Origin of the sequence: Methylococcus sp. ANG, from assembly GCF_040730495.1 — a bacterium.
Classification (GTDB): domain Bacteria; phylum Pseudomonadota; class Gammaproteobacteria; order Methylococcales; family Methylococcaceae; genus Methylococcus.
Genome location: NZ_CP160399.1, coordinates 1,918,713 through 1,941,496 on the forward strand (window position 1 = coordinate 1,918,713; position 22,784 = coordinate 1,941,496).

The window sequence follows — 22,784 nt, forward strand, 5'->3', positions numbered from 1 at the left end:
CACCCATGACTCTGGAATCCCTCCTGACCTGCCCCGTCTGTGGCTTTGCCAGACGGGAAACCATGCCGACCGATGCCTGCCTGTACTTCTACGAATGCACCGGCTGCGGAACCCTGCTCCGCCCGAAACCGGGGGATTGCTGCGTATTCTGTTCCTACGGTTCGGTCAAATGCCCGCCGATGCAGGAACAGGAGGGGGCGTGCGGTTGCGGCTCAGGCGCCTGACACGTCCACCTGCACCCTGCCGTTCTCGATCCGCATCGGATATTCCTTCATGCACCAGCCGGCGGGTTGCAAGCACTGGCCGTTACGGCCGTCGAAAACCCAGCCGTGGGCGATGCAGTAAAGAATCCGGCCGTTGAAGTCCCCGCGCCCCAGCGACACCCCCTCGTGGGGGCAGCGGGCATCGTAAGCCTTCGGTTCCCCGCCGTCGGGCCACAGGATGACGATTTCCTTCTTGCCCACGGTCAAGGGCACCAGCTCGCCTTCGCCGAGCAGGCTTTGTTTGCAGACGTCTTCGAAAGCCACGAGCGTTTCCTCTTTCCACGGGATGGTCAGAAATTCACGATGACCCGGCGGCAGCGGCACCTGCCTGCGCGGACTCGATTCTCACGAGGAGCAGCTCACCTCGATGTTGCGCATGTAGTCCGGCGGCTCGGCGGCGTAGGCTTCCATGTCGGGCTGCTCGTCGTACGGCCGGCGCAGTAACTCGGCCAGCTTGGCGACCTCCGAATAGTCTCCCAGCATGGCTTTGTCGATGGCGATCTGCGCCAAATGGTTGCGCAGCACGTATTTCGGATTCACCCGGTTCATCCGCCCGGCCCGCGCTTCGTCGTCGACATTCCGCTCGCTGCGCAGCCGGCCCCTGTAGTCGGCGACCCACGCATCGAAGGCCTTGATGTCGGCGAACTCCTCCCGTACCCCCTTGGCGGGCGCGTCGCTGCCGGCACGGATCCGGGAGAGCAACCGGAAGCCGCGGGTGAAATCGCCCCGGCTTCTTTGCAGCAGCCCCAGAAATTCGTCTATCAGTTTGGCATCGGTTTCGCGGAAGTCCCTGAGCCCCAGCTTATCGGCCCAGCCGCGCATCACCGACCGGTGATAGACGTGTGCGTAGCGGGCAGCCAAGTCCTGGCCGATCTCCGCCGCCTGGTTTGGACCGTCGGCCAAGAGCGGCGACACCGCCCGCAGCAGGCGCTCGCAGTTCCAGCGGCCGATCTCGGGCTGGGCACTGTAGGCATAGCGTCCTTCGTAATCGGAGTGGTTGCAGACGTGGTACTGGCGGAACCGGTCCATGAAGCCGAACGGCCCGTAGTCCAGGGTCAGGCCGAGCACGGAAAAATTATCAGTGTTCATCACCCCGTGGCAGAAGCCCAGCAACTGCCATTGCGCGATCAGCCGGGCGGTACGCTCGACCACTTCGCCCAGCCAGGCAGCGTAGCGGTCCGGCCGGCCCTGCAAGTGCGGGAAGTGCTCGGCGATCACATGATCCGCCAGCCGCGCCATCGGCCCCAGTTGGCCGCGGGCGGCAAAATATTCGAACTGGCCGAAGCGCACGAAGCTGGCGGCGGTCCGGCATACCACGGCGGCGGTCTCAGCGGTTTCCCGGACCACCGGCTGCACAGAGCCGACCAGACTGAGGCAACGGGTGGTCGGCACCCCGAGCGCGTGCATGGCTTCCGAACCCAGATATTCGCGGATCGAGGAACGCAGCACGGCGCGGCCGTCCAGCCCGCGCGAATACGGCGTCGGCCCCGCACCCTTGAGCTGCAGCTCCACCCGCTCCTTTGCCGGTGTGCGCACTTCCGCGATCAGCAAGGCGCGGCCGTCGCCCAACTGCGGCACCCAGGCGCCGAACTGATGGCCGGCGTAGACGGACGCCGAAGACGCATACCCCGGCCAGGGCCGGTTGCCGGCCAGGATTTCGAGGAGTTGCGGCCCCACATCCGGATCGAAACCCAGCTCACCGGCCAACGCGGCGTTGAAGTGCACCATCCTCGGTTCCGGCAGGGGCGTGGCGGTCACGGGCTGGTGAAAAGGCGCTCCGAGCCGCGCATACACGGGAGAAAGCGGCGGATCGGCCAAGCTGAGCGGCTGGGGGAATGCTCTTGGCATCATGGCGGACATGCGCTCAATCCTCCGCGCTGCCGGAAAAAACCGCAGGGTCCATGTCCCATTCCTTCAGCACCCGGCCTGATTCGTTGCCGCTGGCATCGAAGCTGCGCTCCTCGAAGCGGACGTGGCCGTCGCGCCCCATGACCAGCACCGTGCTGGAGCGCGTGCCATGGTCGCTGCCGGTCACGAAACAGGCGGAGAGCCGTTCCTCCTCTTCAGGCCCGATTCCGGTATCCGGCAAACCCCGACTATAGGTCGTGCGGCTGGCCAGCAACGCGAAACCGGCGGCTGCGATGTCGCCGGCGGTCAAAGAGGAGCCAGCCGGCCTCGGGACATCCCCCGCACCCTGGATTGCCACTTGCTCCAGCGGCGAATGCCCCGAGAGCAGCATCTTGTAGCCGCCATGGCTAAGGACATAGCCGCCGAACAAGCGGTCCAGCCAGGCGCATTTGGGCCAGGGCTCATCGAGCAGTCCGTTGGACAGCGTATGGATACCCGGCGTAAGAGCGATCGGCAGGCGCGAGCGGGTACCGGCGTAAAATACTTGGCGGGGCGAACCCAGCAGCAGGTTGTAAGGCGCGTGATCGCCCTTGGAGCGGATGAAGCGGCGGGCATGCGCCGTGGGATCTTCCCCGGATTCGAGGTAGTCCAGTGGAAGGCGACCGCGTGAAGGCGCGCCGGGTGCCGGCGATGAACCATCCCGGTACGCGGTCACCAGCGAGAAGCGGCCGTCGCGCGTGACCGCCAGCCAAGTGCCGCCGTGCATTTGGTCTTCGCCGGCCAGACACTCCGGCGCGCGCGTCCACCAGCCGGCCGCCGAGGTGGGGCGGTCGTGGCGCTCGTCGCGATTGGCGATCAGCGCCAGGGGAAAGTCGGGGTGGGCACCCCAGGCGATTGCGGCCACGCTCATCGTCTATTCGCTTCTGGAAGTATAGGATTTCCATGTGCGAAGCAACTTGCGCGCCAAAGAGATTGGCCGCTGATTTATTGATTTCGTGCGGGAATCACGGCGGGAACTTGTCTCAAACCGGACAATTGGCCGGACCCGCGCACTCGGCGCTCACAGGGGCCCGGCTCGCCCGGCCGGGTTCCCAATGGTCACAAGACGAGGCCTTCGATCCGCAGCATCCTGGCCTTGGTCGCAATGCCGCCATGTGCGGAAAATCCGCCGAGCCTCCCGCTCGCCCCCAGAATCCGGTGGCAGGGAATGATGAGGGGGATGGGGTTGCGTCCGAGCGCCTGGCCCACGGCGCGGGCCGCGGTGGGCCGGTCCAAGGCACGGGCCAGTTCGCCGTAGGTGCGGACCTGCCCGGCGGGGATATCCCGTGCGGCCGAGTAGACGGCCCTGGCGAACGGGCCCGCGCCATCCGGTTCGACCCGAACCGCACTGAAATCCTGGAGATCGCCCCGGAAATGCCGCCGGACCCTCTCGATCACCTCCGCGATCGCCGGCGGCGGCAACGTCGCCGGCGCCACCCCTGTCCGCTGAGCAATAGCGGACCCGGTCTCCGCCGCCGTTGCCTCCGGAAGCTGGAACAGGGTGACGACAGGCGCATCGTCTTTTCCCTCGGCCTGTCGCCAAGCGATCCCGCAGACACCGAAATCGGTATCGAACAGGTAATGGGCCATGGGCTCCGCGTCTCTGGACCTGAGGTTGCGCATACTATTTCGTTTCCTTCAGCCGGCTCCCCTTCAGCACCGGTCCGGCAACACCGCAAATGCCAGCAGATATTTCAGATGTCGAGCCCGGCCCACCATCAACCGCCGCGGGTCCGCTCCTCTCGCCCCTTTTCCCGCCCGAGCAACTTGGCCAGTTCCCCCAGTTCGGCGGAAAGGATTTCCAGATAGTCGTCGGCGCTGATGATGCCCACCAAGACACCCCGATCATCGACCACGGGAATGCGCCGCACGCCGTTTGCGCGCATGCGCTGCAGCGTTTCCCACAATCCGTCCTGTTCGCGTGCGGTTACGAGTTCGAAACTCATGATGTCACCGACCGTTACGGCATCGGGGGCCACTTCCTCTGCCAGAATCTCGACCACCAGATCCCGGTCGGTCAGGATGCCGAGGGGTTTGCAGCCGCCCTCGGACTCCTCCACCACCACGACGCTGCCGACATGATGCTCGCGCATCACCTTGGCCGCCTCCACGATCGTGTCGTCCTTCTTGACGATGACGGTATCTCGAATGCAGAACTGACCGATGGACATGTTTGCTCCTCGCTGAATCGCTGTAGTGAAACTGCCGGAAAAACGAGGCGACCGCCCCTTTTCAAACTCGATTGTCGGCTATTCCAAGCCGGAGGGGCAACTGTCGGATTCGGAAAGTACGGCACGTAACCTGCATCTTCGCATGCACGCCGGACATCCGGATGGTCAACCAGAGATGCGATATGGACTCAGTCAGAACAGTAACTTACATCATCAATCGGGAGAAAGGCGGAAGTACCTCTCCCAGCCGCAATGCGGCAAATGCCCCTTCAACCACTCCCGAAAGCACCGCTTACAACGGTAACGACCTGTCGCGAGTCATCGAGGACTCCCTGTCTGACCTGACGGAAGCGGTCAGCCCGCTTTCCTCGGTGACGCCTGGCACCGAAACAGCAACGCCTGCCGAACCCGTGCGGCGACACCGGCGAACGCAGAGCCGGTGAAACATTGCAACCGATGGATTCAATAGGGGCGCAACGTCTTGGCAGGGGCGAAACGGCCGCGATCACCCCTGCCAGTCTTCCAGGACCAGACCGGGGATGCGGGCGAATCCACGGGTGTTGTGGGTCACCAGTGTCATGCCGTGGGCTCCCGCAATGGCACCGATTTGTAAATCGTAAGGACCGATGGGCGTTGCCTGGCTTGCCAGAAACGCCCGAATCTTGCCGAAATGGCGGGTCGCCTCGCCGGCGAAAGGGAGACTCGGCAGCCATGACAACAAGGTAAGCAGCCGCTCGCGGTTCTCTTCCGGTTTCCCGCTCTTGCAGACGCCGAGCCACAATTCCGCCTCCACTGGAGCACACAAGTGCAGCTTGCCCCGCCCCACCCTGCGAACATGGTTCACCACCAGGGGATGCTCTTTCATCAGGGCAATCGCGGCGTTCGTGTCCAGAAGGTAAGCCATCAGTCCAGCGACTCCGCCGATCGATTAGTCCTACTGTCGCCCGGAGGCAACGTAATAGCCGATGGGAACCGGTGTGGAGCCCCGTAAGGCAGCCGATATCGTGCGATCAGACCCCAAAAACCGAGTGGAACGATACGTGCTTAAGATTGGAAAAAGGGGTGGTTGGAGAAATGGGGATGTTGACTCGAAACATCATTACCGGAGAAGAGCTGGCTCTCTCTGTCACGACGGCTTTCGAGAGGTCGCCCTATGGCCTGCCCGTCGTCGTCACTCAGGAAGGTGAGACATTGGATCCGACTTTGTTCGCTCGGCATCAGATCATCGAAGCCGACGCGTATGAAATCGAGGATCTGCAGTTAGGCGGTTACCCGATACAATGGGCCGAAGCAGCCCCGCCTCACCGCGCAACCGTTCCTTGCAGCGTTTTCCCAGACAGCTTTAGATTTGCTTACCGGGTGCATTGCAATATCTTGATTCGTGCCAGAGAAAACGCCCAGAAGTCTTGAGCTTCCAAGCTGAGCCTGTGTCCCGCCTCGCTGAGATCCATCGCCCAGTCGTCGCGCGGCGCCTCATAGAAGCTTCCGTTCGGGAACTCGACTCTCACACCGCCTGCCAACTTCTCAACTTTCAAAGCCCTGGCAAACTCTTCTCCGCTCATGTCGTTCCTCACCCAATCGCTACAAGCCTGGCCATCTCACCGGTAGCCTTACCCCTAAAGCGTAGTCAATATTTCACAATATGGAAGAGTACAACCGCCGGCCGGCTTCCGCTCCGCACACTCGGTGGACTGGATTTCCGTACGAGCCTGCACGCTTGAAGGTCCTCATCGATGGCCGTGAGAAGTAGACGTGCCAACGAGCCCGTAAAAACTGGAGCGATGCGGCATCATGGACTCTCGGCGGGCACGATCTGCCGCACATCTTGGCATCTGGCAGGTCCTAGTGTTTAATTGCGTAAATTAGCGATAGTATTGCGCAGCTGGGAGCCTTTGACGTCCCGCTTGCGCCAGACGAATGGGGCGGCCTTGTCGTTGTAGGCGGCGATGAAATCGTTGATCGCCTGCGCCAGTTGGTCGATGCTGTTGAAACTGGCCCCACGTAAGGCCTTGCGGGTCATGATGCCAAACCAGATTTCCACTTGGTTCAACCAACTGGCTGAAGTGGGCGTGAAGTGAAAGTGCACGTTGGGATGGGCGGCCAACCAGTCATCGTTCTTCTTGTGAGTGCAATAGTTGTCGAGAATCACATGAATTTCCCGATCAGCCGGAACATCGGCGACCACCTCATCGAGAAAGGCCTGAAAGTCAGGACGCTTCTTGGTCGTGGTGGTTTTGGACTGAATGGTACCGGTCGCCACATTCAAGGCCGCAAAAAGATTGATCGTGCCATGGCGCTTATAGGTGCTTTTCAATCCACGAACCAGCTTGCCGCTGCTGGTAAAGACGAAACCGCTGGCCCTTTCCAGCGCCTGAATGGAAGGCTTTTCATCAACGGAAATGACCAACGCATTTTGCGGCGGATTCAGGTACAGCCCGATAATGTCGGCCGACTTGATGGCAAACTGAGGGTCCGTGCTGACGCACCACGAGCGATGCCGCTGGAGTTGGATGCCTTCTTTGCGCAACAGACGCCAGACGGCATCATCGGAAACCCCCAAGGCTTTCGACAACGACCCGCCATCCCACGTCGCCTGTCCGGCCGGCGGCGGCTGTTCAATCTGCGCAAGCAATCGATTGCGCAACTCGGACGGCGGGTACCGCGGAGGCTTGCCCGGTCTTTTTCGATCACGCAGTCCTTTCAACCCTTCAGCCGCAAAGCGTCTGCGCCAGATACCCACCGTGCCGGGCCGGATGCCCAACTCAGCAGCAATCTCGTCATTGCGCTTGCCCGCCAGGCAGCCCATGACAATCTTGGCGCGCTCGACCAGACGAGCCTCATCGGTGCGGCTATTGCTCAAACGCTCCAACTCACGCCGATCTTGGTCCGTACAACTCACCGATATGGCAACTCGCGCCATCCTTCCCTCCGTTCCTGTGGGTAACGGAGACATGATATTACAGTCGCTTAATAATGCAATTAGACACTAGCGCGGCACTTACCCGACGAACTGGGAACAGGGGGATCGGCGGAAATGGCTTGCCGGTACACACGCGCCTCAGCGGCGACCGTCTGACTACGCACGCCAGCAACATGATGAAAGAACCCGGCGGCAGGTTACGAAACAGCTGCACCGGCAAGGTGAGACCCGAAGATTTCGGTGGTAAGCCATTGAATCATTGGAGCCGGTGATAGGATTTGAACCTACGACCCGCACATTACGAATGTGCTGCTCTACCGACTGAGCTACACCGGCTTTGTTTCCTGGAACGCGCATTATAGGCAGACGACTTGGCTGACACAACTGGGAGATGTGCAGAGGTCGTGGGGCGAACCCCGTCGTAGGACTCATCATCGTTCTTCATCGCAACTGAACCTCGTCCATGCCATCGGTATCGATGTCTTCGTATGCGTCCGGTGTGAATCTCGGCGTGCATACGGCGAGAAATACCAAGTCGTTCCCGCCCGTGTTGGAGATGCGCTGGGAAACACCCGACGGTATGACAACCACATCCCCAGGCCCAACGACCGAAGGTGCCAAACCCTCGATTTCAACCCGTCCCTGGCCATCCAGGATCAGGTAACGCTCCGTCGTGTTGCTGAGGCGGTGCAGCCGGGTGGTGACGCCGGGTTCAACCCTGGCTCGCGCGACGGAAACATCCGCATCGTCGGTGGAATTCCACCATTCAGTGATGTAGCAACGTTCGTCGAAATAGTATTCCGTCGCCGATCCGCAATAGATACTTGCCTGAGTCATGACGAGTGCTCTTCGGGGTTGCTGACGGCCGCCTGTAGCGGCTCCGGGGCTGACCGCAGTATACGCGATCGCGCGCCGAAAGCCGGCGATGCCCTCACGATTCGGTTAAAATCCGCAATTTAGCCCCGCTCCATGGCACGCTGCCCCACCCGAAGCTCCATCCGATGACCGATCAGCCCGACCTGTCCAGACACACTCCGATGATGCAGCAGTTTCTCCGCATCAAGGCGGAGCATCCGGACCAGCTGCTGTTTTACCGGATGGGCGATTTCTACGAGCTGTTCTTCGAAGACGCCCGGCGGGCAGCGAAGCTGCTGGACCTGACCTTGACCAGCCGGGGCGAGTCGGGCGGCGAACGCATCGCGATGGCGGGAATTCCCTACCACGCGGTCGACGGCTATCTGGCGCGCCTGATCCGGCAGGGCGAATCGGTGGCGATCTGCGAGCAGATCGGCGATCCGGCCACTTCGAAGGGGCCGGTGGAGCGCAAGGTGGTGCGGATCGTCACACCCGGCACGGTGACCGACGAGGCGCTGCTGGAGGAGCGCCGCGACAACCTGCTGGCGGCGATCGCCCGCGACGGCTCGGTGTTCGGGCTGGCGGTGCTGGATCTGTCCGGCGGCCGTTTCACCTTGCAGCAGCCGGAGTCGGCCGCGCAGCTTCTGAACGAGCTGGCGCGGCTGAACCCGGCCGAGCTCCTGGTCAGCGAAGACGAACTGCAGGCGGAGGGGCTGTCGGGGCAGCGGGGCCTGACCCGGCGTCCGCCCTGGCATTTCGATCCGGAGAGCGGCCGCCGCCAGTTGCTGAACCAGTTCGGCACCCGTGACCTGTCGGGCTTCGGCTGCGAGCATCTGGGCTTGGCGCTGGGCGCCGCCGGGTGCCTGCTGCAATACCTGCGCGACACCCAGCGCAGCGCCCTGCCCCACATCCGCAGCGTCCGTGCAGAGACCGGCGCGGAATACATCAGCCTGGACGCCGCCAGCCGGCGCAATCTGGAGCTGGACTGGCATCCTTCCGGCCGCGCCGAATTCACCCTGCTGGGCATCCTGGACCGGACCGGATCGGCGATGGGCGGGAGGCTGCTGCGGCGCTGGCTGCATCAACCCTTGCGCGACCGGACGACCATCCGGCTGCGCCAGGAAGCGATCGGCGAGTTGCTGGCGGACCGCCGCTTCGAAGCCCTGCACGATCTGCTGCGCGGCGTGGGGGACGTCGAGCGGATCGCCGCCCGTATCGCCCTGAAGTCGGCCAGACCGCGCGATCTCACTACACTGCGCCAGACCCTGCAGACCCTGCCCGCGATCCGGGACAGCTTTGACGGCATCGAAGGCGCGCTGCTGGGCGGGCTGGCGCGGCGCATCGTCGACCAGCCCGAGCTGAGCGGCCTGCTGCAGCGGGCCATCGTCGATAATCCGCCGATGCTGATCCGCGACGGCGGCGTGATCGCCGACGGCTACCACGCCGAGCTCGACGAACTACGCCAGTTGAGCGAGAACGCCGACCAATTCCTGGTCGATCTGGAAGAGAAGGAGCGTGAGCGCACCGGCCTCGCCAGCCTCAAGGTCGGCTACAACCGGGTGCAGGGGTTCTACATCGAACTGCCCCGGAGCCAAGCCGAAAAGGCGCCGGTGCACTACAGCCGGCGCCAGACGTTGAAGAACGCCGAGCGCTACATCACGCCGGAGCTGAAAGCCTTCGAGGACAAGGTACTGAGTGCCCGCGAAAGGGCACTGTCCTGCGAGAAGGCGCTCTACGACGAATTATTGGAAACGCTCGGGAATTGGCTGCCTGCGCTGCAAGACTGCGCGGCGGGGCTGGCCGAACTGGACGTGCTGGCGACCCTGGCGGAGCGCGCCGAGCGGCTGAACTGGGTTGCGCCGCGACTGGTGGATGCACCGGGTATCCGCATCGTCGGAGGGCGCCATCCGGTGGTCGAACAGGTCAGCGGCATGCCATTCGTGCCCAATGACCTGGAATTCGGTCCGGACCGGCGCATGCTGGTCATCACCGGGCCGAACATGGGCGGCAAGTCGACCTACATGCGGCAGGCCGCGATCATCGTGCTGATGGCCCACATCGGGAGCCACGTCCCGGCGGCGGAAGCCGAGATCGGCCCGATCGACCGCATCTACACCCGCATCGGCGCCTCCGACGACCTCGCCAGCGGCCGCTCCACCTTCATGGTGGAAATGACCGAGACCGCCAACATCCTGCACAACGCCACGACTGAGAGTCTGGTGCTGATGGACGAAATCGGCCGCGGCACCAGCACCTTCGACGGGCTTTCGCTGGCCTGGGCCTGCGCCGAGCACCTCGCGCGGGAGACCCGCGCCTATACGCTGTTCGCCACCCATTATTTCGAACTGACGGCGCTGGCCGAGGAATGCGACGGCGTCGGCAACGTACACTTGGACGCCGTGGAGCACGGCGACAAGGTGGTGTTCCTGCATGCGGTCCAGGACGGACCCGCGAGCCAGAGCTATGGTCTACAGGTGGCTGCGCTGGCGGGGGTACCGCGGACGGTGGTCGACAACGCGCGGCGAAAACTGGACCAACTGGAACGGCAGGCGCGTTCGGCCCATCAGCAAGCTGCGCCGGTGACCCAGCTCGATTTGTTCCTGGCGCCGGAGCCGCACCCCGTGGTGCGGCGGCTGGAAACCTTGGACATCGACGGCCTCAGCCCGCGCGAGGCCTTGAATCTGTTGTTCGAGCTGAAGCAGTCGCTGTGAAGACGGCCCGGCGGCGCGGTTCGCCGCCGGGCTCGGAAAGGGAGATTACGGCGTCTTGGCCTGCTTGCCGCCTTCGTCCTTTTCATGTTTCAGCATGCGGACGAGCTGCTCGGCCGGAACGTAGCCCGGCAGCACGTTGCCGCCGCCGGTGACGATCATCGGCGTGCCTTGGGCACCGATGGCGGTTCCCAGCGCCATCTGCTCCGTCACAGGGTTGTCGCAGGATTTTTCTTCCACCTTCTCGCCCTTCTTGGCCTTGGTCAGAGCGGCGTTGCGGTCCTTGGCGCACCATACGCTGACCGCCTTGTCCCAGGAATCCGAGCCCTCCCCTGCCCGCGGGAAGAACAGGTAACGGATCTCGATGCCTTCCTTGAGGTAATTGTCCATCTCCGAATGGAGCTTGCGGCAGTAGCCGCAATCGATGTCGGTGAACACGTAGGCCACGTATTTGCCGATCTTCGGTTTGAACGCGATCATGTTCTTCTCGCCCAGCTTTTCCAGCGCCCCGATCCGCGCGGCAGCCAGCTTGGGTTCGGTGAGGTCTTCCCGGTTCTTGAGGTCGATCAGCGAGCCCTGGATCAGGTATTTGCCATCGTCGGAGACATAGAACAGCTTGGGACCGACGACGACCTCGGAAATGCCGGCCATCGGCGAGGGCTTGATGGAATCGGGCTTCACCCCCGGCAATGCCTGCTTGATCGCATCCTCCACGGCTTTGGCGTCCGCCAGGACGGACGAGACGGGTACAGCCAGGAGCGCGACCAGGGACAGCAGGGAACGGAACGCAGGTTTCATCAGGGGATACCTCGGGATGGGAAGGAATTGGGAGCTTAGGAAAACAGCCGTTCGATGTCGAGCATGAAAGCGAGCGCCATCAGCGCGATCAGGATGAAAAGCCCGACCTGCTGCGCCAGCATCTGGGTCCTTTCGGAAAGCGGGCCGCCTTTCACCGCTTCGATCAGATAGAACATCAGGTGGCCGCCGTCCAGCACCGGGACCGGCAGCAGATTGAGCACGCCGAGGCTGACGCTGATCAAGGCCAGGAACTTGACGAAATGCAAGAGGCCCAGCTTGGCGGACTGTCCGGCGTACTGGGCGATGCTGATGGGGCCGCTCAGGTTTTCCACGGTCGCCTTGCCGATGAGCATGCGCCCGATCATCTTGAGCGAGAGCCACGCGTAATCGCCGGTGCGCTCCGCCGCCGCGCCCAGGGCCGGCAGCACGCCCAGCCGATACTCCACTTCCATCGCGGCCCGCACCGAATCCGGTATCCGGGCCACCGCGCCTATCCTCCCGATCGGACCTTTCGGCCCGTTGACGGTGTCGGGCCGGACCTCCAGGGATACATGCACGCCGTCACGCTCGGCCACCAGCCCGATTTTCTGGCCGGGACGGGCGCGCACGATGTCGACCCACTGGCGCCAGGTGCGCAGCGCCTCACCGTCCGCCGAAAGCAGCAGGTCGCCGGGTTTCATGCCGGCCCGCTCCGCCGGACCGCCGGGCTCCGTCCGCTCGACCACCGGCGGTAGCTCCGGCTCCCAGGGTTGCAGGCCGAGCCGGTCCCCCAGGACTTCCGGGGTGTTGAGCACGTGGGCCGGAATGCTGAGGGTACGGACCGCGCGTCCGCCATCGCCGGTCTTCACCTCGACCTCGACGGCTCCCTCGTCCATGACCCGCTCGAAGATCCGCCCGACGGCGAGACCCCAGGTCGGCGTCGGATCGCCGTCGACGGCGAGGATCTCGTCCTCCGGCTCGAACCCCGCCTCGGCGGCGAAGGTGCCCGCTTCCACCGGCCCGAGCACCGGCCGTATGCCGGTCTCGCCGACCATGAACACGCCCCAGTAAAGCAGGATGGCCAGAAGGAAATTGAAGATCGGTCCCGCAGCGACAATGGCGAACCGCACCGGGAGGCGCTGCCGGTTGAAGGCGTAAGGAAGGTCGGCCGGAGCGACCGTCCCTTCCCGCTCGTCGACCATGCGGACGTAGCCGCCGATGGGGATGGCGGCCAGCGTGAATTCGGTGCCGTCCGGTTTCCTTTGCCAGCGCAGGAGGGGCGTGCCGAAACCGAGGGAGAACCGCAGCACTTTCACGCCGAGCTTGCGCGCCACCCAGTAATGGCCGAACTCGTGCACCGCGATGAGCAGCGCCAGAGCGATGAGAAAATAGAAAACCGTGTGGATGAGAGACATTAAATCCTACAGTTGCCGATGTACGTCTCCGCTACCTTGCGGGTTTCCGCGTCCGCTTGCAAGACCGAATCGATGGCATCCACCGCTCCGGCCGCAACCGTCGCCATGCAGTGCTCGATCACCCGCGGTATGCCGGTGAAAGCCAGCCGTCGGTCCAGGAACGCAGCGACCGCGGCCTCGTTGGCCGCATTCAGGATCGCCGGCGCCGTGCCCCCCGCCCGCACCGCCTCGTAGGCCAGGCGCAGGCAAGGGAAACGGGCAAGGTCAGGACGCTCGAAGTTCAATTGGTGGACAGCGAACAGATCGAGAGGTTCCGCGCCGGATTCGAAACGCTCGGGCCAGGCGAGCGCGTGGGCGATCGGAATACGCATGTCGGGGGTCCCCATCTGGGCCAGCACGGTGCCGTCGACGTAGTCCACCATGGAATGGATCACGCTCTGGCGGTGCACGACGACCTGCACGTCGTCGGGCTTAGCGTTGAACAGCAGACAGGCCTCGATCACTTCCAGACCCTTGTTCATCATGGTGGCCGAATCGACCGATATCTTCCGGCCCATCACCCAGTTCGGATGCGCCACGGCCTGCTCCGGCGTGACCGACTCCAGCTCGGCGATGGGGGTGTTGAGGAACGGCCCTCCGGAAGCGGTGAGCAGGATGCGGCGCACCCCGACGGCCTCGGTGCCGGCGCGATAAGCCGCCGGCATGCACTGGAACACCGCGTTGTGCTCACTGTCGATCGGCAGCAGCCTGGCCCCCGCCCGGACCACTTCGGCCATGAACAACTGGCCGGACATCACCAGCGCTTCCTTGTTGGCCAGCAACACCTCCTTGCCGGCCCGCGCCGCCGCCAGGGTGGGCAGCAGCCCTGCGGCGCCGACGATCGCCGCCATCACGCTGTCCACCTCCGGGAGGGAGGCGACCTGTTCCAGTGCTCCCGGACCGGACAGTACCTCGATGCCGCCCAGACCCGCTGCCACCAGCCGCTCCCGCAGATCCGCCGCGGCCTCGGCCCGGATCGCCACCGCATAGCGCGGCCGGTGATCGCGGCATTGCTCGAACAAGCGGTCGATGTTGCCGTTGGCGGTCAATGCCACCACGCGGTAGCGGTCGGGATGGCGCGCCACCACATCGAGCGTGCTGACGCCGATCGAGCCGGTGGAGCCGAGTATGCATATGCCTTTCACGGAATTCTCCAGGATTTCTGCCAGCGCCGCGGTTTACTCTTCCGGAGCCGATTCATCGGTCCCGGCGTCTTCCGGCTCCATCGGTTCCGGAACGCTTTCATCGCTTTCCGGCTGGATCGGCTCGACCTGAACCGGCGCGCCCTCCATTTCGGCGGGCACTTCGATCGTCACGGGCTCCGCGGTCTGCAGAAACAGGCCGAGAAGCATGGAGCCGGCGTAGAAGACCGCGACCGAGGCCAGCAAAGCGTCGATCCGGTCGAGCACTCCGCCATGGCCGGGCAGGAGCGATCCGCTATCCTTCACGCCGCGCTGCCGCTTGAGCAGGCTTTCGAACAAATCGCCACCCACGGAAATCACGACGGTGACGACGGAAAGGATGACGAAATCGGCGATGGTCAAAGGCTCCAGCTTGAACCACAGCCCCACGGCGACTGCCAGGACGGCCGAGACCGCCAGAGCGCCGTACAGCCCCTCGACCGTCTTGCCGGGACTGATTTCCGGCATCAGCTTGGTGAAGCCCCAGTTGCGCCCGACGAAATAGGCGGCAATGTCCGCGAAAGAAATCAGCACCAGCAGATACAGCGCCTGTACGGCGCCGAAATTGAAGCGCAGCCAGATGAACAGGATCCAGGAGGTGAGCAGGATGAACCAGCCCAGCCCCAGCTTCAGCCCCACCGGCAGCCGGATCGCCAGCGCTTTGTCCGGCCTGGCCCGCAGCAGCATGCCGACGGCGAACCACCACGCCACCACCGGCCACATCAGCCAGTCGACCGTATAGGGCGCCCACGCACTGGCGAAAACCATGGGCAGTCCGAGGGCGGCGAGGAAAGCGATCCGCCCGACGCGGTTGTCCACACCGGAGACGCCCGCCCATTCCCAGGCGGCGAGCAGGATCACGCCCCCCCACACCGCCGAAAACGCGGTGGGCTTAAGCAGCAGGACGGCCGCGATGACCAGTGGCGCCAGGACCAGGGCCGTAATCAAGCGATTTTTGAACATGGCGGAATCGGATTGGGTGAGTTGGAAAATCTTGGCGGCATGAGGTCAGGGCATCTGGCCCGCGACCTGTTCCCCGGTATAGCCGAACCGGCGCTGCCTGCCGGCGTAGTCCTCGAACGCGAGATCCAGCGCATCCTCGTCGAATTCCGGCCACAGCAGGGGCGTGAAATACAGCTCCGTATAGGCAAGCTGCCAGAGGAGGAAGTTGCTGATCCGGCGCTCGCCACCGGTGCGGATGAAAAGGTCCGGCTCGGGGAGATCGGCCAGGGCGAGCTGCTGCTGCAGCATGTCCGCCGTGATCTGCTCAGGCGGCAGCTCGCCCTGCCGGACCTTCGCCGCCAGGGTCTGGACCGCCTGGACGATATCCCAGCGCCCGCCGTAATTCGCCGCGATTGCCAGTTGCAAGCCGGTATTGTTGCGGGTCAGTGATTCGGCGGCGTCCATCCGCTCGCGCAGAGCCTCCCCAAAGGCCGTGCGGTCGCCGATGATGCGAAGGCGTACGCCGTTCTGGTGCAGCTTTTCCGTTTCCCGTTCCAGCGTCGACAGGAAAAGCTCCATCAGCACGGAGACCTCCTGCTCGGGACGGCGCCAGTTCTCGCTGCTGAACGCGAACAGCGTCAGCGCTTCCACGCCCCGCTTCGCGCAGTGCTCCACCACCTTGCGGACCGCGCCGACGCCGGCGCGATGGCCGGCGGTTCGGGGCAAATAGCGCTCTTGCGCCCAGCGGCCGTTGCCATCCATGACGATGGCGACATGGCGGGGGAGGCTGCGCGTCCTGGCGCCATCTTCCGGGGCAAGCGCCACCGGCTTGATATTGTCCGGCGAGAAAACCATCGATCGCAGAGTGCTAAACAGCAAGCAGGTCGGCTTCCTTTTGCTCCAGAAGCTTGTCCACTTCCTTGATGAACTGGTCCGTGGTTTTCTGGATCTGCTCCTGGCTGCGGCGGTCCTCGTCCTCGGAAATCAGCTTCTCCTTGAGCGCCGCCTTGAGTTCGTTGTTGGCGTCGCGGCGGATATTCCGGATCGCCACCCGCCCGTTCTCGGCCTCATGGCGCACCACCTTGATCAGGTCGCGGCGGCGCTCCTCGGTCAGCGGCGGCAGCGGCACCCGGATGACCGTGCCGGCGGTTGAGGGATTGAGCCCCAGGTCCGAGGTCATGATCGCTTTCTCGATCGCCTGCACCATGTTCCGCTCCCAGGGGGTGACCGCCAGGCTGCGGGCGTCCTCTACCGCGACGTTGGCGACCTGGGTCAGCGGCACCTCATTGCCGTAATAAGACACCCGGATATGCTCCAGCAGGCTCGGGTGGGCACGCCCGGTGCGAATTTTGGCGAATTCGTGCTTCAGGGCCTCGATGCTCTTCTGCATCCGCTCCGCGGTACGTTTCTGTATGTCGTTGATCATATGTTCATTACCCCGTTACCAGCAAAGATCCGATATCCTCGCCCCGAATCAGGCGCATCACCGCGCCTGGGCGAAAAACGTTCATGACCCGCAGCGGCATCTTGTAATCGCGGCACAGCACCAGCGCCGTCGTGTCCATGACATTGAGACGCTGATCCAGCGCCTCGTCGTACGTCAGGCGCGAATAGAATTTCGCTTCGGGATCCTTCAGGGGATCGGCCGAATAGACGCCGTCGACCTTGGTGGCCTTGATCAGCAGGTCAGCGCCGATCTCGATGGCTCTGAGGCTGGCGGCGGAATCGGTGGTGAAGAACGGATTGCCGGTGCCCGCGGCGAAGACCACGACCCGCCCTTTTTCCAGATGCCGGACTGCGCGCCGGCGGATATAGTCTTCACAGACTTGGTTGATCTTGAGGGCCGACATGACCCGTACCGGCCGCCCCAGGTTCTCGAGGGCATCCTGCATGGCCAGGGCGTTGATGACCGTGGCGAGCATGCCCATGTGATCGCCGGTCACGCGATCCAGTCCTTCGGAGGCTTTTTCGGCGCCACGGACGATGTTGCCGCCGCCGATGACCAGACCGACCTCGACGCCGGCCCGGCACAGCTCGTCGATTTCCGTCGCGAGCCGCTTCAGGATGTCGGCATCTATGCCGGCACCCTGGTCTCCCATCAAGGCTTCGCCGCTGAGCTTGAGCAAGATACGCTTGTATACCGGTTCTGTCATAAACTCGTCGGAAGCTGGTTAATCCACTCTGATCCGGGCCACACCCGGCCCGGAAGTTCGCCCGGCGCGCCAAGGCGCCGGGCCACGGTGCGTCAGGAAGCGCGCACCTGCGCCATCACTTCCTCGGCGAAATTGGTTTCTTCCTTTTCGATGCCTTCGCCGACTTCGAAGCGGACGAAACGCACCACCGAAGCGCCTTTGGACTGCAGGAGCTTGCCCACCGTCTGGTCGGGATCCTTGACGAACGGCTGTCCCACCAGGGTGATCTCGCCGAGGAACTTGCCGATCCGGCCCTCGACCATCTTTTCGATGATGTTCGCCGGCTTGCCGCTGGCCTGCGCCTGGGCGCTGAAGATTTCCTTTTCCTTGGCGATCACTTCGGCGGGCACGCCCTTCTCGTCGCAGCACAGGGGCTTGCTGGCCGCGATATGCATGGCGATGTCCTTGCCCAGTTCGGCATCGCCGCCGACCAGCTCGACCAGTACGCCGATCCGGGTACCGTGCAGATAGCTCGCCACCCTGCCTTCCTGGCTGCTCAGGCGCTCGAAGCGGCGCACGTTGATGTTCTCGCCGATCTTGGCGATCATCTCCCGACGCGCCTGCTCCACCGGGGTGCCGTCCGCCATCTGCCCGGCCAGGAAATCTTCGACGGTCGCCGCGGAGGACGCCAGGGCCGCAGCGGCGACGTCGTCGGCGAACTTGACGAAATCATCGCCCTTGGCGACGAAGTCGGTTTCGCAGTTGACCTCGACGATGGCCGCGGCTTTGCCGTCCTCGCTCACCTTGACGCAGACGCGGCCTTCGGCGGCGGTACGGCCGGATTTCTTGTCGGCCTTGGCCAGCCCCTGCTTTCTCATCAGCTCGACCGCGGCCTCCAGATCGCCGCCGGTTTCCGTCAGCGCCTTCTTGCACTCCATCATGCCGGAGCCGGTACGTTCGCGCAGCTCCTTCACCATTCCCGCAGTAATGCTCATTACAGCCATCCTCTCGAATAAAAAACCGTTGATCAATCTCAAAAAAACGCCTCCGGGCGGAGGCGTTTTTCACGACACTGCCGGGTGCGGGTTCTCAGCCTCCCAGGCTCTCGCCCGTGGCCCCCTGTTCCGCTTCCGGCTCCATTTCCACGAATTCATCCGCCGCAGCGGTGCCGAAATCCACGCCGGACGCCTTGCCGCGCAGAATCGCCGTCGCGGCGCTCTGGGCATACAACTGGACCGCACGGATGGAGTCGTCGTTGCCCGGAATCACATAGTCGATCCCGAACGGGCTGTTGTTGGTATCCACCACGCCCACGACGGGGATGCCCAGCTTGCGCGCTTCGCTGACGGCGTTCTTCTCGTAACCCGTATCGATGATGAACATCACGTCGGGAAGGCGGTCCATGTCGCCGATGCCGCCGACGTTGCAATCCAGCTTCTCCAGCTCGCGCATCATGCCGAGCGCTTCCTTCTTGCTGAAGCGGTTGAGACGGCCATCGTCGCGCATGGCCTGCAGATCCTTCATCCGGGCGATGGATGCCTTGATAGTCTTGAAATTGGTCAGCATGCCGCCCAGCCAGCGGTGATTGACGTAAGGCATGCCGCAGCGCCGGGCTTCTTCCTCGATGACCTTGCGCATGGTCTTCTTGGTGCCTACGAACAGAATCTTACCGCGGTTGGCGGAGACCTGCTCCAGGTATTTCATGGCGTCGTTGAACAGGGGCAGCGTCTTTTCCAGATTGATGATATGGATATTGCTGCGCGCGCCGAAGATGAAAGGGGCCATCTTCGGATTCCAGTAACGCGTCTGGTGCCCGAAATGAACGCCCGCTTCGAGCATCTGGCGCATAGTAACTGAGGTCATCGATTTCTCCGTATAATGTCTTGCCGGGCTGGCAGACCCCGGCGGTAGGGTTGCGCCTCCACGCATCCCGGCCGGCGACCGCTCCTTATGGGACGGCACCCCACCGGCCGTGACGATGCGTGTGTGGTGTGTTGCCAAATAAAGCTGTGCTTTATACCATAGCGGCACCGTTTGGACAATCAGCCCTCCCTCCTTCCACGGACCGGGAGCCCTCCCGTTTCCGCCGTAATTTCATGAGCATCAGCATCAAGAGCGCCGAGGAAGTCGAAGGCATGCGCGTTGCCTGCCGCCTCGCCGCAGAAGTCCTGGACATGATCGCGCCCTACGTCAAGGCCGGCATCACCACCGAAGAACTCGACCGGATCTGCCACGACTTCATCGTAGACGAGCAGCACGCCGTCCCTGCCCCGCTGAATTACAAAGGATTCCCGAAGTCCATCTGCACCTCGGTCAACCATGTCATCTGCCACGGCATTCCGGGCCCCAAGAAGCTGAAGAACGGCGACATCGTCAACGTCGACATCACGGTCATCAAGGACGGCTTCCACGGCGACACCAGCAAGATGTTCCTGGTCGGCCAGGTCAAGCCCTATGCCCGGCAACTGGTCGAGGTCACCCGGGAGGCCATGTACCTGGGCATACGCGAAGTGCGGCCCGGTGCCGCCTTGAACCGGATCGGCGCCGCCATCGAGCGGCATGCCAGCCACCACAATTATTCCGTGGTGAGGGAATTCTGCGGCCACGGCATCGGCCGGGAATTCCACGAGGAACCGCAAGTGCTCCACTATTTCGAACCGAAACTGGACATCCGGCTGGAAGCGGGAATGATCTTCACCATCGAGCCGATGATCAACCAGGGCAAGCGGCACGTGCAGATGCTCTCCGATGGCTGGACCGCCGTCACCAAGGATCACAAGCTCTCGGCGCAATGGGAGCACACCGTGCTGGTGACGCCGACGGGCTACGAAGTGCTGACGCTGCGGCAAGAGGAAGATTTTGGGCGAACCGAACTCGGATAAACCGCACGACCTTCATCCGTCCGACCGGATCGGGGCCTGCAAGGCGCAGATCCAGCACAACGCCGCCGAGCTGGCCGGGCGGTTCCGGTCCGGCACCCCCGTCGCCGAGCTGATCCGCGAGCGCACCGTTTTCATCGACCATCTGCTCGCCGAGGCATGGAACCAGCGCCTCGGGCGGGACGCCACCGACGTCGCACTGGTGGCCGTCGGTGGCTACGGACGCGGCGAACTGCTGCTGCATTCCGACATCGACCTGCTGGTGCTCCTCGACGATGCCGTGCAGCCGTCGCGCCAGCAGGACCTGTCCGATTTTCTGCGCTTTCTTTGGGACATCGGCCTGAAGCCGGGCCACAGCGTAAGGTCACCGGCCGAATGCGCGGAAGAGGCGCGCGCCGACCAGACCGTCATCACCAACCTGCTGGAGGCCCGCGTGCTGGCCGGCTCGGCAGCGCTGTGGGATGCGGTGACGAGCGAGATCGCCCCGGAACGCATGTGGTCTTCCGCCACATTCTTCGAGGCGAAGATGGCCGAGCAGCGGATTCGCTACGCCAAGTACCACAACACGGCCTACAACCTCGAACCCAACGTCAAGGAAGGCCCGGGCGGCCTGCGCGACATCCAGCTCATCGGCTGGATCATCCGCCGCCACAGCGACGCGCGGGGACTGCAGGACCTGGTCGCATACGGCTGGCTGACCGACGCCGAATACCGGGAGCTGAAGGAGGCCCAGGAATTCCTCTGGCGAATCCGCTTCGCCCTGCACGCCCTCACCGGCCGTTGCGAAGACCGGCTGCTGTTCGATTACCAGCGCGAACTCGCCGGGCTTTTCGGCTACCGGGGCGAAACCAGCAATGAGGTCGTCGAAGGGTTCATGCAGGACTACTTCCGCACCGTCACCGGGGTGGAGCGCCTGAACGAGCTGCTGCTGCAACTGTTCAACGAGGCCGTGCTGCACCGCGAGGAAGAGTTCTCGCCCACCCCCGTCAACGACCATTTCCAGGCGGTCAACGATTACCTGGAAGCCGTGCGCCCCGAGGTTTTCCGCGAGCACCCCCTCGCCTTGCTGGAAGTGTTCCTGATCCTGCAGAAAAACAGCACGCTGGAAGGGGTCCGCGCCGCCACCATCCGTCTCATCCGCCAGCACATCCATCTGATCGACGACACCTTCCGCAACGATCCGGAAGCCTGCCGGCTGTTCATGGCCATTCTGCGCCAGCCGGGCGGCATCACCCACCAGCTGCGGCGGATGAACCGTTACGGGGTGCTCGCCGCTTACCTGCCCGAATTCGGCCGGGTCGTCGGCCGCATGCAGTACGACCTGTTCCATGTCTACACGGTGGACGAACACACGCTGTTCGTGGTCCGCAACCTGCGGCGCTTCGCCCTGGAGGCGTTCCAGCACGAAAATCCGCTGTGCTACGAACTGTTCCAGCTCATCGAAAAACCCGAGCTGCTCTATATCGCCGCGCTGATGCACGACATCGCCAAAGGCTCGGGCGGTGACCATTCGGAAGTGGGCGAAAAGATCGCCGAGGAATTCTGCCGGCGCCACCAGATCGGGCCACGAGAAACCCAGTTGGTGAAATGGCTGGTGCGGCACCATCTGGTGATGTCGATGACGGCACAGCGCAAAGACCTGAGCGACCCGGAAGTCATCCACGAATTCGCCCGGATCGTGCGCAACCAGAACACGCTGAACCATCTCTATCTGCTCACCGTCGCCGACATACGCGCCACCAATCCATCCCTCTGGAACTCCTGGAAGGGCGCCCTGCTGCAGGAGCTCTACACCAGCACCAGTTGGACCTTGCGGCGCGGACTGGACACGCCCCCGGACTACGCCGAACAGATCTCCGCCGCCAAGGACGAGGCGCGGGCGCTCCTGCAACGCTTCGGCCTGGCCGAGGACGCCATCACCGCGGTGTGGGAGAACATCGGCGACGATTATTTCCTGCGCTTCCGGCCCGAGGAAATCGCCTGGCACACCACCGCCATCGCCGCCTGCCGGCCGGAGCATCTGCCCCTGGTCCTGCTGCGTCCGGAAAGCCTGCGCGGCAGTGCCGAAGTGTTCATTTACGACCGCAACCGTGACTTCCTGTTCGCCCAGAGCACCGCCGTGCTCGACCAGCTCGGGCTCACCGTGCTGGACGCCAAGATCATCGCCTCGCGCCAGGGGTTCGCGCTGCTCAGTTTCAATGTGCTGGAACAGTCCGGCACCGCGCCGGAGGGGCTGTTCCGCCTGGTGCAGATCTGCGACCGGCTGAAGGAAGTGCTGAGCGGCGGCAGCGCTCCGCCGCCTCCGGTCAGCCGCCTGGCCGCCCGCCAGATCCGGCACTTCACCGTGCCGACCAAGGTATTCTTCCACGATGACCCGCAGAACCGGTTCAGTGTCCTCGAACTGATCGCCACCGACCGCCCCGGCCTGCTGTCCAAGGTCGGCCAGGCTTTCATGCAGACGGGCATACGCCTGCACAATGCTAAAATTTCCACCATCGGCAGCCGCGCCGAAGACATTTTCTTCATCACCGACCGGGAAGACCGGCCGCTGAGCGATGAAGCGGACCGGTCAGCCCTGCGGCAGGCGCTGATAGAATTCGTGGGCGACCACTGAC

General features: G+C 63.6%; 22 protein-coding genes and 1 tRNA gene. 5 read left to right on the forward strand and 18 right to left on the reverse strand.

The window, feature by feature from the left end; translation table 11 throughout:
* Nucleotides 1-5 precede the first annotated feature (5 nt).
* Nucleotides 6-224: a GDCCVxC domain-containing (seleno)protein gene (locus ABZN20_RS09190; protein WP_218807598.1), complete on the forward strand. Its 219-nt coding sequence runs from the start codon at nucleotides 6-8 to the stop codon at nucleotides 222-224.
* Here the strand turns inward: ABZN20_RS09190 and ABZN20_RS09195 are convergent.
* From ABZN20_RS09195 to ABZN20_RS09220, 6 genes are all read right to left on the reverse strand, one after another.
* A complete protein-coding gene (locus ABZN20_RS09195) occupies nucleotides 213-527 on the reverse strand; it encodes a Rieske (2Fe-2S) protein (protein ID WP_218807599.1) in 315 nt (104 codons plus the stop codon). The genes ABZN20_RS09190 and ABZN20_RS09195 overlap by 12 nt on opposite strands.
* 81 nt (nucleotides 528-608) lie before the next feature.
* Entirely contained in the window at nucleotides 609-2,123 is a 1,515-nt protein-coding gene (locus ABZN20_RS09200; RefSeq protein ID WP_367027432.1) for a protein adenylyltransferase SelO, read from the reverse strand.
* Between the two features lie 4 nt (nucleotides 2,124-2,127).
* Nucleotides 2,128-3,021: an NRDE family protein gene (locus ABZN20_RS09205; RefSeq protein WP_218807601.1), complete on the reverse strand. Its 894-nt coding sequence runs from the start codon at nucleotides 3,019-3,021 to the stop codon at nucleotides 2,128-2,130.
* 188 nt (nucleotides 3,022-3,209) lie between these two features.
* The gene (locus tag ABZN20_RS09210) at nucleotides 3,210-3,773 is read right to left on the reverse strand and encodes a methylated-DNA--[protein]-cysteine S-methyltransferase (protein WP_218807602.1); all 564 of its coding nucleotides are present in this window, start codon (nucleotides 3,771-3,773) and stop codon (nucleotides 3,210-3,212) included.
* A gap of 95 nt (nucleotides 3,774-3,868) precedes the next feature.
* Nucleotides 3,869-4,321: a CBS domain-containing protein gene (locus ABZN20_RS09215; RefSeq protein ID WP_218807603.1), complete on the reverse strand. Its 453-nt coding sequence runs from the start codon at nucleotides 4,319-4,321 to the stop codon at nucleotides 3,869-3,871.
* Between the two features lie 505 nt (nucleotides 4,322-4,826).
* Nucleotides 4,827-5,225 carry a type II toxin-antitoxin system VapC family toxin gene (locus ABZN20_RS09220; RefSeq protein WP_218807604.1) on the reverse strand — a complete coding sequence of 133 codons (399 nt, stop codon included), beginning with the start codon at nucleotides 5,223-5,225 and terminating at the stop codon, nucleotides 4,827-4,829.
* Between the two features lie 176 nt (nucleotides 5,226-5,401).
* On the opposite strand from ABZN20_RS09220, the gene ABZN20_RS09225 reads away from it, so the two are divergent.
* Nucleotides 5,402-5,731, forward strand: coding sequence for a hypothetical protein (locus tag ABZN20_RS09225; protein ID WP_367027433.1), 330 nt, complete (start codon nucleotides 5,402-5,404; stop codon nucleotides 5,729-5,731).
* 439 nt (nucleotides 5,732-6,170) lie between these two features.
* On the opposite strand, the gene ABZN20_RS09230 is transcribed toward ABZN20_RS09225, so the two are convergent.
* The 3 genes from ABZN20_RS09230 to ABZN20_RS09240 form a co-directional block, all read right to left on the reverse strand.
* Nucleotides 6,171-7,241: an IS630 family transposase gene (locus ABZN20_RS09230; RefSeq protein WP_367027434.1), complete on the reverse strand. Its 1,071-nt coding sequence runs from the start codon at nucleotides 7,239-7,241 to the stop codon at nucleotides 6,171-6,173.
* A gap of 260 nt (nucleotides 7,242-7,501) precedes the next feature.
* Nucleotides 7,502-7,577: transfer RNA gene (locus ABZN20_RS09235), tRNA-Thr, on the reverse strand.
* A 105-nt stretch (nucleotides 7,578-7,682) separates the two neighbouring features.
* Nucleotides 7,683-8,078 carry a cupin domain-containing protein gene (locus ABZN20_RS09240; protein ID WP_218807606.1) on the reverse strand — a complete coding sequence of 132 codons (396 nt, stop codon included), beginning with the start codon at nucleotides 8,076-8,078 and terminating at the stop codon, nucleotides 7,683-7,685.
* Between the two features lie 164 nt (nucleotides 8,079-8,242).
* Here ABZN20_RS09240 and mutS point away from each other — a divergent pair, with 164 nt between their 5' ends.
* Nucleotides 8,243-10,807: a DNA mismatch repair protein MutS gene (gene mutS / locus ABZN20_RS09245; protein WP_367027435.1), complete on the forward strand. Its 2,565-nt coding sequence runs from the start codon at nucleotides 8,243-8,245 to the stop codon at nucleotides 10,805-10,807.
* Between the two features lie 45 nt (nucleotides 10,808-10,852).
* Here mutS and ABZN20_RS09250 read toward each other — a convergent pair whose 3' ends face one another.
* The 9 genes from ABZN20_RS09250 to rpsB form a co-directional block, all read right to left on the reverse strand.
* Nucleotides 10,853-11,602: a DsbC family protein gene (locus ABZN20_RS09250; RefSeq protein WP_218807608.1), complete on the reverse strand. Its 750-nt coding sequence runs from the start codon at nucleotides 11,600-11,602 to the stop codon at nucleotides 10,853-10,855.
* Between the two features lie 35 nt (nucleotides 11,603-11,637).
* Complete coding sequence (rseP, locus tag ABZN20_RS09255; RefSeq protein WP_218807609.1) at nucleotides 11,638-12,996, reverse strand: RIP metalloprotease RseP; 1,359 nt, start codon at nucleotides 12,994-12,996, stop codon at nucleotides 11,638-11,640.
* The gene (ispC, locus tag ABZN20_RS09260) at nucleotides 12,996-14,180 is read right to left on the reverse strand and encodes a 1-deoxy-D-xylulose-5-phosphate reductoisomerase (protein WP_367027436.1); all 1,185 of its coding nucleotides are present in this window, start codon (nucleotides 14,178-14,180) and stop codon (nucleotides 12,996-12,998) included. The genes rseP and ispC overlap by 1 nt, the downstream gene beginning before the upstream one ends.
* Before the next feature lie 33 nt (nucleotides 14,181-14,213).
* Complete coding sequence (locus ABZN20_RS09265; protein WP_367027437.1) at nucleotides 14,214-15,179, reverse strand: phosphatidate cytidylyltransferase; 966 nt, start codon at nucleotides 15,177-15,179, stop codon at nucleotides 14,214-14,216.
* A gap of 45 nt (nucleotides 15,180-15,224) precedes the next feature.
* Entirely contained in the window at nucleotides 15,225-16,013 is a 789-nt protein-coding gene (locus ABZN20_RS09270; protein WP_218808950.1) for an isoprenyl transferase, read from the reverse strand.
* Between the two features lie 13 nt (nucleotides 16,014-16,026).
* On the reverse strand, nucleotides 16,027-16,584 hold the full coding sequence (gene frr, locus ABZN20_RS09275; protein WP_218807612.1) for a ribosome recycling factor: 558 nt from the start codon (nucleotides 16,582-16,584) through the stop codon (nucleotides 16,027-16,029).
* A gap of 7 nt (nucleotides 16,585-16,591) precedes the next feature.
* A complete protein-coding gene (pyrH, locus tag ABZN20_RS09280; RefSeq protein ID WP_218807613.1) occupies nucleotides 16,592-17,311 on the reverse strand; it encodes a UMP kinase in 720 nt (239 codons plus the stop codon).
* A gap of 92 nt (nucleotides 17,312-17,403) precedes the next feature.
* On the reverse strand, nucleotides 17,404-18,285 hold the full coding sequence (gene tsf / locus ABZN20_RS09285) for a translation elongation factor Ts (protein ID WP_367027438.1): 882 nt from the start codon (nucleotides 18,283-18,285) through the stop codon (nucleotides 17,404-17,406).
* Nucleotides 18,286-18,379: 94 nt separating this feature from the next.
* Complete coding sequence (gene rpsB, locus ABZN20_RS09290; RefSeq protein WP_367027439.1) at nucleotides 18,380-19,153, reverse strand: 30S ribosomal protein S2; 774 nt, start codon at nucleotides 19,151-19,153, stop codon at nucleotides 18,380-18,382.
* A 233-nt stretch (nucleotides 19,154-19,386) separates the two neighbouring features.
* On the opposite strand from rpsB, the gene map reads away from it, so the two are divergent.
* Complete coding sequence (gene map / locus ABZN20_RS09295) at nucleotides 19,387-20,172, forward strand: type I methionyl aminopeptidase (protein ID WP_367027440.1); 786 nt, start codon at nucleotides 19,387-19,389, stop codon at nucleotides 20,170-20,172.
* Nucleotides 20,150-22,783: a [protein-PII] uridylyltransferase gene (glnD, locus tag ABZN20_RS09300; RefSeq protein ID WP_367027441.1), complete on the forward strand. Its 2,634-nt coding sequence runs from the start codon at nucleotides 20,150-20,152 to the stop codon at nucleotides 22,781-22,783. The genes map and glnD overlap by 23 nt, the downstream gene beginning before the upstream one ends.
* Nucleotide 22,784 lies beyond the last annotated feature (1 nt).